The following is a 10,521-nucleotide window of genomic DNA, read 5'->3' on the forward strand; positions in this document are numbered from 1 at the left end:
ATATCGTCACCGGGACTGTGACTCGTGTGGTGGATGCGGCCACAGTGAACGGCCACAGGGCCTGGGGAGGACTAGCGTGCGCCTGACTCTGACCGTCGTCGATCCGTTCGGCGGGGACGCCGCCGACGTCGTGCTCGATGCCGATCCCGAGTCCACCGTCGGTGACATCGCGCAGGAGCTGGCCGCGCAGGTCGGACACAGCGGCGCCCAGGTCATTCCCATCGGGCAGCAGCGTCAGGGGCCCGTCGGCAGCGCGCCGCTCGTCTACGTCGACGGGTACGCCGTCGATCCCTCCGCCACCGTCATCGGGTCGCCGCTGCGCGACGGGGCCGTCGTCTCGCTGCAGGACCCCGCCGGTTGTCTGCCCGGTGAGCCCACCGGCCTCGTCGAGCTGCGCGTCGTCGGCGGGCCCGCCGCCGGGTTCGTGCACCGGCTGGGCGTCGGTCGGTACGACATCGGCAGCGGGCCGGCGTCCTACATCCGCGTCGACGATCCCGAGGTCGACGCCCGTGCCCTCACCCTCTCCGTGGCCACCGACGGCACCTGCCAGGTCGTCGTGCACGGCGACCGCGAGAAGGTCACGCTCGACGGCCGGCCGATCGACCACCAGGACGACACCGGCACGGACGAGGAGAGCGGCAAGGGCAAGAGAAAGGGCAAGAGAAAGAGGCGGAGGCGTCAGGAGGCACGTGCCTCCCGTGCCGGTGGCTCCGGGGAGAACCGGGCCCAGCGCCCGGCCGCGGACGGCACCCACGACTGGCCCCTCGGCGCCCAGATCGGCCTCGGCAACAGCCTCCTCGAGCTCACCCGCTACTCGCCCCCCAACGCCGCCCTCAAGTGGTCCGACGACGGGATAGGCCTCGACTACAACCGGCCGCCCCGGCTGCGTCCGGCCGAGCGGCAGACCAACTTCCGGCTGCCCTCGGCGCCCCGCGAGTACGAAGCCCGGCCGCTGCCCTGGCTGATGGCGCTGTCGCCGCTCGTCGGTTCGGTCGTCATGGTGCTGATCTTCCAGCGCTGGTGGTACCTGATCATGGCGGCGCTCAGCCCGATCCTGCTCTTCGCCAACTACTTCAACGACAAGAAGCACGGCCGCAAGTCCCACGCCAAGCAGGTCAAGGAGTACGAGGAGCAGAAGGCGCGCATCGAGAAGGACGCCCGGGAGGCGCTGGTCCAGGAGCGTGACGACCGGCGGCATGCGATTCCCGATCCGGCGACCGTGCTCTCGCTCGGCACCGGGCCGCGGACCCGGCTGTGGGAGCGGCGGCGGACGGACCGCGATCATCTGCTGCTGCGCGTCGGGACCGGGCAACTGCCCTCCGAGGTCGTGCTCGACGACCCGGAGCAGGACGACCACCGCCGCCAGGTGACCTGGAAGATCGAGGACGCGCCCGTCGCGCTGAAGCTGCGCTCCCTGGGTGTCATCGGCATGGCCGGGCCGGGCGACTCCGCCCGTGCCCTCGGCCGGTGGGCCGTCGCCCAGACCGCCGCCCTGCACAGCCCGATGGACGTGCAGTTCTACGTGCTCAGCGAGAACTCCGCCCAGGAGTCCTGGGACTGGGTCCGCTGGCTGCCGCACGCGCGCCCCTCCGGCGGTCAGGACGTCAACGTCCTCATCGGCACCGACGCCGAGACCGTCGGCGCCCGCATCGGCGAGCTGACGCAGATCCTCGACGCGCGCAAGAAGGCCGCCGACGAGAACCGGTCCCAGGGGACGACGTTCAGCGACCCGGACATCGTCGTCGTCTGGGACGGGTCGCGGCGGCTGCGGTCCCTGCCGGGGGTCGTGCGGCTGCTGCGTGAGGGGCCGTCCGTGTCCATGTACGCGATCTGCCTGGACGCCGAGGAGCGGTTCCTGCCCGGCGAGTGCCAGGCGTTCGTGGTCGCCGAGCCGCTCGCCGAGGAGCGCGCACAGGATCATCCGCAGGCCCAGCCCCAGCAGGCGAGCGGCGGTTTCCCCTCCTTCCAGGCCTGGCACACCAGCACCGCCGAGCCCAGCCGCACCCAGCAGCCGGACAAGCTGCGGCTGCGCGTGGAGGAGGCGGGCGCGGAGCGCATCAAGGACGTACGGCCCGACTTCGTCTCCCCCGCCTGGTGCCTGCGACTCGCCCGCTCGCTCGCGCCGCTGCGGGACATCAGCGGGGAGACCGAGGACTCGGCGCTGCCCGGATCCAGCCGGCTCCTGGACGTGTTGCAGCTGGAGCCGCCGACCGGCGACGCGATCGCCGCGCGCTGGCGGATGGGCGGGCAGTCGACGCTGGCGGTGATCGGCGAGTCGTACGACGGTCCGTTCGGCATCGACATCCGCAAGGACGGGCCTCACGGTCTGATCGCCGGTACGACCGGTTCGGGCAAGTCGGAGCTGCTGCAGACCATCGTGGCGGCGCTGGCCGTGGCGAACACGCCCGAGAACATGACCTTCGTCCTCGTCGACTACAAGGGCGGCTCCGCGTTCAAGGACTGCGTCAAACTGCCGCACACCGTCGGCATGGTGACCGACCTCGACGCGCATCTCGTCGAGCGGGCCCTGGAGTCGCTGGGCGCGGAGCTGAAGCGGCGCGAGCACATCCTGGCCGCCGCCGACGCCAAGGACATCGAGGACTACCAGGACCTGGTGCGCCGGGACCCCTCGCACGCGCCCGTGCCGCGCCTGCTCATCGTCATCGACGAGTTCGCGTCCATGGTGCGGGACCTGCCCGACTTCGTGACCGGCCTCGTGAACATCGCCCAGCGAGGCCGCTCGCTCGGTATCCACCTGCTGCTCGCCACGCAGCGGCCGAGCGGTGTCGTCTCCCCCGAGATCCGCGCCAACACCAACCTGCGTATCGCGCTGCGGGTGACCGACGCCGGTGAGTCGACGGACGTCATCGACTCCCCCGAGGCCGGGCACATCTCCAAGAGCACCCCGGGTCGCGCCTACGCGCGGCTCGGCCACTCCTCCCTGGTGCCCTTCCAGTCGGGGCGCGTCGGTGGCCGCCGGCCCGGTGCGGCGGACCCGGCCGCGCTCGCGCCCTGGGTGGGCCCGCTGACCTGGGAGGACCTCGGTCGGGCCGCGCTCGCCAAGCCGAAGTCGGAGGCCCGCGAGGACGACGAGATCACCGACCTCAAGGTGCTCGTCGACGCCGTGCGCGACGCCAACCGGTCCCTCGGCATCCCCGCCCAGCACAGCCCGTGGCTGCCCGCGCTGGACGAGACGCTGCTGCTCGACGACATCGAGGTGCCGGCCGTCGCGCTCACCCCGGGCAAGCTGCCGCCCGCCCCGTTCGGCATCGAGGACCTGCCGGCCGACCAGGCCCGCCGCCCGGTCGTGGTCGACTTCTCCACGTTCGGCCATCTGATGATCGGTGGCGCCCCGCGCAGCGGCCGCTCGCAGGTGCTGCGCACCCTCGCCGGTTCGATCGCCCGCACCCACTCCGTGGCCGACGTCCACCTGTACGGCATCGACTGCGGCAACGGCGCCCTGAACGCGCTGACCCGGCTGCCGCACTGCGGCGCGGTCGTCGGCCGCAACCAGACCGAGCGGGTGATCCGGCTGGTGAACCGGCTCAAGGGTGAACTGTCCCGTCGGCAGGACCTGTTGGCGGACAAGGGCTACGCGGACATCGGCGAGCAGCGGGCCGCCGTCGCCGAGGACGAGCGGCTGCCGCACATCGTGGTGCTGCTGGACCGCTGGGAGGGCTGGGTGCCCACGCTCGGCGAGATCGACCACGGGTCGCTCACCGACGAGTTGCAGACGATGATGCGCGAGGGTGCGAGCGTCGGCATCCATCTGGTCCTCACCGGTGACCGCACCCTGCTCGTCGGCCGCATCGCCACGCTCACCGAGGACAAGTACGGGCTGCGGCTCGCCGACCGCAGCGACTTCTCCTCGCTCGGCATCCCGGCCCGCAAGGTGCCCGAGGAGATCCCGCCGGGACGCGCGTTCCGCAACGAGTCCGGTACGGAGACGCAGTTCGCGCTGCTCGCCGAGGACACCACGGGTCAGGGTCAGGCCGCGGCCCTCACCGCGATCGGCGAGGCGGCCGGCGTGCGGGACGCCGACGTGCCGCGCTCCCGGCGCCCGTTCCGCGTGGACAGCCTGCCCAGCCGTATCTCCTTCGCGGAGGCGTGGGAGCTGCGCGATGCGGAGTCGTCCCGGTCGAAGCTGTGGGCGCTGGCCGGTATCGGCGGCGACGAGATCGTCGGCTTCGGGCCCGATCTCGCCGAGGGCGTCCCGGCGTTCGTCATCGCGGGACCGGCCAAGTCGGGCCGCTCGACGGTGCTGATGAACTTCGCCCAGTCCTTCCTGGCCCAGGGCACCCGCCTTGTGGTCGCCGCGCCGCGCCAGTCGCCGCTTCGGCAACTGGACGGCGCGGACGGCGTGCTGAAGGTCTTCACCGGGGACGACATCGACGAGGACGACTTCGAGGAGCTCATCGACGAGGCGTCGACGGACGCACCGATCGCCGTGCTCGTCGACGACGGCGAGATCCTGGAGGACTGCGACGCCGAGAGCCAGCTGAAGAAGCTCGTCTCCCGCGGTGCCGAACGCGGGCTCGCGCTGGTCATCGCCGGTGACGAGGAGGACGTGTGCAGCGGTTTCTCCGGCTGGCAGGTCGACGCGAAGAAGGCACGCCGCGGCATCCTGCTCTCCCCGCAGGAGTCCTCCAGCGGCGACCTCATCGGCGTACGGCTGTCGCGCAGCATGGTCGGCGGCCAGATCGTCCCCGGCAAGGGCATGCTGCACCTGGGCGACGGTGAGCTGCGCACGGTGGTGGTGCCGGGGTGAGCGGCGGCGGATCGGCGAGGCCGAAGCGGCGCAGGGCGGCGGGGGCGTCGCTGCGGTACGAGCACCGGCCGGGGCGGCCGTCCGCCGGGGGCGGGAAGAAGAAGCTGACGTTCGGGGAGAAGGCGTTCGGGTGTCTGGTGCTGCCGGTCTTCGTCGTCCTGATCCTGCCGCTGGTGTTCTTCGAGAGGCACTGGGGCCACAGCGTATGGGGCAGCGTGGCTCCCGCCTGGCCGGGCGGCGCGTACGCGTTCGCCGCCACGGTGGGTGCCGTCGCTCCGCCGGTCCTCGTCGCCTTCGCGGCGCCGCTGTTCCGTATCAGCTGGAAGAAGAGCAAGGTCCGTTCCCTGGCGTGGGCGGCAGCCTCCCTGCCCGGCCTGGCAGGCTGCTACCTGGTGACGGGGTTCATCTTCACGGCGACCTTCCGGCCCAAGCGACGCAGCGACTGGGACGCCGACTGCTACCAGGAGGGAGGGGTGTGCTGGGTGCACGAGGAGTACCCGTTCCTGTGGGCGGTGGGACTCGCCGCGACGGTCGCCGTGATCACGGGTCTGCTCGTGCTGGGCGGGAAGTACATCCGCCCGAAGAGTCCCTCGTCCGCCGAGGACTCGGCGGACGGCGCTCCCGCCGCTACTTGATCTTCGACAACCGCGCCTTCGGCCGCCCCGAGTCCTTGCTGTCCGACTCGTAGACCAGGTCGTCGCCGACCGGGGTGAGGCGGACGGTGTGCAGGGCCTGGTTGCAGACGTCGCGGTTGGTCTTGGCGCCGACGGAGCTCGCGACGAGCTGTTTGCCGGTGACCTGCTTCAGGGTGAGGACGTCGTCGCAGATGCCGCCGAAGATGTCGGTGTGGCGGACGGTGCCCACCTGTTCGCCCGCCTTCGCCTGCTTGAGCGTCACCCGGAACGTCCCGAGGGGGATGGAGATGCCGTCGCGGGAGCTGGCCTGGCCCTCCCAGGTGCCGAGGTAGGCGGCGGGGACGGTGGTGGGCGGGGCCTCGTACGCCGATCCGCCGCCGGCGGAGGAGGAGTCGTCCGAGCCGTTGCGGGGGAGCAGGTCGAAGACGAACACGGATCCGACCGTCACGGCGGCCAGTGCGCCCGCCACCGCGAGGGCCACCGTGCAGCTCACGCGCCGCGCCCGTCTGCCCCGGGTGCCGGGCTCCTGGGTGGAGGTGGCCGTGACGGAGAGGGAGAGCTTGCCGGGCGGGTTCCCGTCGGATGCGGAAGGGATACCGGGAGGAGCCCCTGGTGACAGGGGCGCCCCGGAGGGCTGGGTGGGCGGATGGGGCTCCCGCTGCTCCGGGATCGGAGTACGGGCCGGAGTCTCGCCGCCCGGCATCACCGGGGCCGGACCGAAGGCGGCGGGCGCGGCCCCTCCCGTAACCCCCGCGGCACCCTCAGCGACTGCGGCCTCCCCCGTGACCGCCGGAGTCGTGAAAGCCACCGGGCCCGACGCGGGACCGGACGCGTCCCCCGCCTCCAGGTTCAGCAGCCGCACCGCCGCCCGGCTCACCTGCTCCACCAGCGGGCCCGGCAGCCAGCCGCCCGTGACCAGGCGGGCCGCGCCCTCGGGGGCCAGGCGGCGGGCCACCTCGGCGGGGGCCGGGCGGGCGGCGGGGTCCTTGGTCAGGCAGGACTCGGCCACCGCGCGCACCTCGCCCTCCAGGTCGCCCAGTTCCGGGGGCTCGTGGACGACCTTGTAGAGCAGCGCGGCCGAGGAGTCCCCGGGGAAGGGCGGCTCGCCCGTCGCCGCGTACGTCAGGACCGCGCCCAGGGAGAAGACGTCCGCCGCGCCGGTGACGCCCTTGCCGAGGATCTGCTCGGGGGACATGTAGCCGGGGGAGCCGATGGAGACGCCGGACGAGGTCAGGGAGGCCGTGCCGTCCATGGCCCGGGCGATGCCGAAGTCGATGAGGAGGGGGCCGTCGAGGGTGAGGAGGACGTTGGACGGTTTCACGTCGCGGTGCACCAGGCCCAGTTCGTGCACCGCCGTGAGGGCTTCGGCCAGGCCGGCCCCCAGCGCCCTTACCGTCGTGGCGGGCAGGGGGCCGGTGTCCATGACCGCCGCGGCGAGGGACGGGCCGGCCGCGTAGGCCGTGGCGACCCACGGGATACGGGCGTCGGGGTCGGCGTCCAGGACGGGGGCGGTCCAGGCGCCGCCCACCCGGCGCGCGGCCTCCACCTCGCGCCGGAAGCGGGCCCGGAACTCGTCGTCGAGCGCGAAGTGCGGGTGCACGATCTTGACGGCGACCGTACGGCCGCCCGCGCTGCGGCCCAGGTAGACCCTGCCCATGCCGCCGGAGCCGAGCCGGCCGAGCAGCCGGTAGGGCCCCACCACCGTGGGTTCGTCCACGTCGAGCGGCCGCATCGCGTCCACCCCTCCCCCGTAACGCCGGAACCTTCCAGCAGGGTAGTGCCAGCGCCCTCGCGGGCTCAGGGCCGCAGCAGATCCACCTTCACGTCGGGCGCGAACCCCGTCGTCGGCCCCACCCTGCGGGCGAACTCGGCGACCGCCTCCAGCTGCGGCGGGCCGAAGCTGAAGTCGAGGGTGGTGAAGTACTGGGCGAGGGTCTCCTCGTCGAAGGCCTCCCAGCGGGCCGCCTGCTCGGCGACCTTGCCGACCTCCTCCAGGGAGAGGTTGCGGGAGGCGAGGAAGGCCTCGTGCACCTTGCGGGTGATGACCGGTTCGCGCTCCAGGTAGTCCCGGCGCGCCGCCCACACCGCGAAGACGAACGGCAGGCCCGTCCACTCTTTCCACAGCGCGCCCAGGTCGTGCACGTCGAGGCCGAAGCGCGGCCCGTCGAGCATGTTCGCGCGCAGCGCCGCGTCACCGATGAGGACGGCCGCCTCGGCCTCCCGCATCATCAGGCTCAGGTCGGGCGGGCAGGTGTAGTAGTCGGGGTGCACGCCGAACCGCTCGGCGAGCAGCAGCTGGGCGAGGCGTACGGAGGTGCGGGAGGTCGACCCGAGGGCGACCCGGGCTCCGTCCAGCCGGTCCAGCGGGACCTGCGAGACGATCACGCAGCTCATCACCGGGCCGTCGCAGCCGACGGCGATGTCGGGGAAGGCGACCAGGTCGTCCGCGTGCTTGAGGAACTCGACCAGGGTGATCGGCCCGATGTCGAGGTCGCCCTGCACCAGCTGCTCGCTGAGCTTCTCGGGGGTGTCCTTCGTCAGCTCGAAGTCGAGGAGCGTGCCCGTTCTCGCAAGCCCCCAGTACAGGGGCAGGCAGTTCAGGAACTGGATGTGGCCGACGCGCGGCCGGGTGCGAGGATTGTCCACATCGGGAGGCTAGCCCTCGTGCGTCACGGCGGAGCCTCCGGCCCCACCCGCTGTGGGGGCGCTGCGACAGGAGGGGACGCAGGGCGCGTTCAAACATTCGGGTGACGTGATCTTGGCCTCTCTTGCATTCGGGCGCCCTCGTGCTAGGCTCATCGCAAGTTGCAGTTTGGTTTCCCTTGCAGTACAGAGCCTGCGGAGCATGTGACCGCGGGCTCTCGTCGTTCTCAGACATATGCAGTTGTGCAGAATTCAGTCTTCACACTTGCTGGTTCTGGAGCAGGGCAACCCTTTGGGCCCAAGGAGGGCTTATGGCTACCGGAACCGTGAAGTGGTTCAACGCCGAAAAGGGCTTCGGATTCATCGCCCAGGAGGGCGGCGGTCCCGACGTCTTCGTCCACTACTCCGCGATCAACGCGACCGGCTTCCGGTCCCTCGAGGAGAACCAGCAGGTGTCTTTCGACGTCACGCAGGGTCCGAAGGGCCCGCAGGCGGAGAACGTCACGCCGGTCTGATCTTCAGATCCTTCCTCTGATCGGGAACGACTAGCAGTACCCAAGGAGCCCCGCGCCGTCAGGCGACGGGGCTCCTGCCTTTTCTCCGGCCTCCGGCCGCTGCCCCCTTTTTTCTCTGCATGAATTCGGGATGAATTCTTCCCGTATGCGCGTCATACGTGCTGCATGATCAGGACGAATTTCGTGCCGGGCTCCAGCGCCTCGTACGTATGCGCCACGTCCCCGCGGTACGCCATGTAGTCCCCCGGGCCGAGTTCCACGCTCTCCCCGTCGGGGCCCGCCTCGACCCGCCCGGCGCTCACCACAATGTGCTCCACCGTTCCCGGGATGTGCGGTTCGGAGTCGCGCACCGTGCCCGGCTCCAGGGCGACGGCGTAGATGTCGCGCCGGGCCCCCGGCGGGCTCGCCGACAGCAGCGTGGCCAGATAGCTCGACTGCTCGGAGTGGACGGTCGGCCCCTGACCCGCCCGGATCACCTGCACCGCGGACACCGGCGGTTCCACGAGGGTGCTGAACGGCACGCCGAGCGCCACCGCCAGCGCCCAGATGGTCTCCATGCTCGGGTTTCCGCTCGCCGCCTCCAGCTGGGACAGCGTGGACTTGGCGATTCCGGCGCGTTTGGCCAGTTCGGAGAGGGAGAGGCCGGCGCGGGTGCGTTCGCGGCGCAGAGCGGCGGCGATCCAGTCGAGGGGGAGGCGGGACGGGACGCCCGGGGCTCCTTCAGCCATGTTGTTCGCTCCAGCGGTCTGATTGTTCGGCTTGACGAACAAGCCTCGGCTTGTCCATCGTAGAAAACATGCGTTCGGTACAGCGAACAAGGATAGACGCCGACCTCCTCCGTGATGTGTCCCTGGTCTGCACGGCCGGAGGCATCGTCGGCGTGTCGTTCGGGGCGATCGCCGTCGCCGGGGGGCTGCCGGTGTGGGTGCCGGTGGTGATGTCGCTGCTGGTGTACGCCGGGTCGGCCCAGTTCAGCGCGGTCGGCGTGCTGCTCGCCGGGGGCGGCCCTCTCGCGGCCGCGGCGACGGGGCTGCTGCTCAACACGCGCACCGCGGCCTTCAGTCTCGCCGTCGCCGAACACATCGGCTCCGGGCGGCTCGCCCGGCTGGTCGGCGCCCATCTGGTGACCGACGAGACGGTGGCCTTCACCCTGGCCCAGACGGATCCGGCACGGCGCCGGGCCGCCTTCTGGGTCTCGGGGCTCGGGATGTTCGCCGTGTGGAACGTGGGGGTGCTGGCGGGCGCGCTGGCCGGCAGCGCGCTGGGCGACACGGCCCGCTACGGGCTGGACGCCGCCTTCCCAGCCGTCCTCGCCGCCCTGGTCCTCCCCGCGCTGCGCGAGGACGCGGGGATCCGCCGGGCAGCCCTGCCGGGCGCGGCGCTGGCCCTGGCGGTGACACCGGTGGTTCCGGCGGGAGTGCCGGTCCTGGTGGCACTGGCCGGGCTGGTGCTGTACCGACGCGGGAGGCGGTCGGCGTGAGCGGGGCGGTCGCGGTGATCCTGGCGCTGGCGGTCGGTACGTACGCCTTCCGGCTGGTCGGGCCGCTCCTCCACGGGCGGGTGGAGCTGCCGTCACGGGTGCAGGAGCTGTTGTCCGCCGGTGCGGTGGTCCTGCTGGTGGCCCTCCTCGCGACGGGCGCCCTCACCGAGGGCGGCGGCTTCGCCGGATGGGCGCGTCCGGCCGGGGTGCTGGCGGGCGGCCTACTGGCCTGGCGCCGCGCCCCGTTCGCGGCGGCCGTCCTGGCCGCGGCGACAACGACAGCACTCCTGCGGGCGGCGGGGGTTCCGTGAGCGAGAGCGGGAGCGGTGAGCGGGTCCGGGGGATGACCCGAACGGCTGCCCGCGAAGCCAGGCAGCGAGGCGCCTGAACCGAGCGAACGCCGCCGAACCCGAGCGGCACGGCGCTGAACCGAACGGCTGCCACCGAACCCAGGCAGCGCGGCAGCTGAACCGAGCGACT

8 protein-coding genes are annotated in these 10,521 nt (G+C 72.0%); 5 read left to right on the plus strand and 3 right to left on the minus strand.

Annotated elements, in window-relative coordinates:
• Positions 1-76: 76 nt before the first annotated feature.
• Both AB0412_RS18650 and AB0412_RS18655 read left to right on the plus strand, forming a co-directional pair.
• Positions 77-4,768, plus strand: coding sequence for an FtsK/SpoIIIE domain-containing protein (locus AB0412_RS18650; RefSeq protein ID WP_366403651.1), 4,692 nt, complete (start codon positions 77-79; stop codon positions 4,766-4,768).
• The gene (locus tag AB0412_RS18655) at positions 4,765-5,403 is read left to right on the plus strand and encodes a hypothetical protein (RefSeq protein WP_366403652.1); all 639 of its coding nucleotides are present in this window, start codon (positions 4,765-4,767) and stop codon (positions 5,401-5,403) included. Before AB0412_RS18650 ends, AB0412_RS18655 begins: the two co-directional genes overlap by 4 nt.
• Here the strand turns inward: AB0412_RS18655 and AB0412_RS18660 are convergent.
• A complete protein-coding gene (locus AB0412_RS18660; protein WP_366403653.1) occupies positions 5,396-7,135 on the minus strand; it encodes a serine/threonine-protein kinase in 1,740 nt (579 codons plus the stop codon). The two genes, AB0412_RS18655 and AB0412_RS18660, sit on opposite strands and share 8 nt — an antisense overlap.
• A gap of 65 nt (positions 7,136-7,200) precedes the next feature.
• Entirely contained in the window at positions 7,201-8,049 is an 849-nt protein-coding gene (locus AB0412_RS18665; RefSeq protein WP_366403654.1) for a menaquinone biosynthesis protein, read from the minus strand.
• Positions 8,050-8,357: 308 nt separating this feature from the next.
• Between AB0412_RS18665 and AB0412_RS18670 the strand changes: the two genes are divergently transcribed.
• Complete coding sequence (locus tag AB0412_RS18670) at positions 8,358-8,561, plus strand: cold-shock protein (protein ID WP_004984723.1); 204 nt, start codon at positions 8,358-8,360, stop codon at positions 8,559-8,561.
• A 152-nt stretch (positions 8,562-8,713) separates the two neighbouring features.
• Here the strand turns inward: AB0412_RS18670 and AB0412_RS18675 are convergent, their stop codons facing one another.
• The gene (locus AB0412_RS18675) at positions 8,714-9,289 is read right to left on the minus strand and encodes an XRE family transcriptional regulator (protein ID WP_366403655.1); all 576 of its coding nucleotides are present in this window, start codon (positions 9,287-9,289) and stop codon (positions 8,714-8,716) included.
• Positions 9,290-9,357: 68 nt separating this feature from the next.
• Here AB0412_RS18675 and AB0412_RS18680 point away from each other — a divergent pair, with 68 nt between their 5' ends.
• Together AB0412_RS18680 and AB0412_RS18685 are read left to right on the plus strand one after the other, a co-directional pair.
• Positions 9,358-10,041, plus strand: a complete 684-nt coding sequence (locus AB0412_RS18680) for an AzlC family ABC transporter permease (RefSeq protein WP_366403656.1) — start codon at positions 9,358-9,360, stop codon at positions 10,039-10,041.
• Positions 10,038-10,352: an AzlD domain-containing protein gene (locus tag AB0412_RS18685; protein WP_366403657.1), complete on the plus strand. Its 315-nt coding sequence runs from the start codon at positions 10,038-10,040 to the stop codon at positions 10,350-10,352. Before AB0412_RS18680 ends, AB0412_RS18685 begins: the two co-directional genes overlap by 4 nt.
• Positions 10,353-10,521 lie beyond the last annotated feature (169 nt).

Origin of the sequence: Streptomyces sp. NPDC052012 (assembly GCF_040689265.1) — a bacterium.
Classification (GTDB): domain Bacteria; phylum Actinomycetota; class Actinomycetes; order Streptomycetales; family Streptomycetaceae; genus Streptomyces.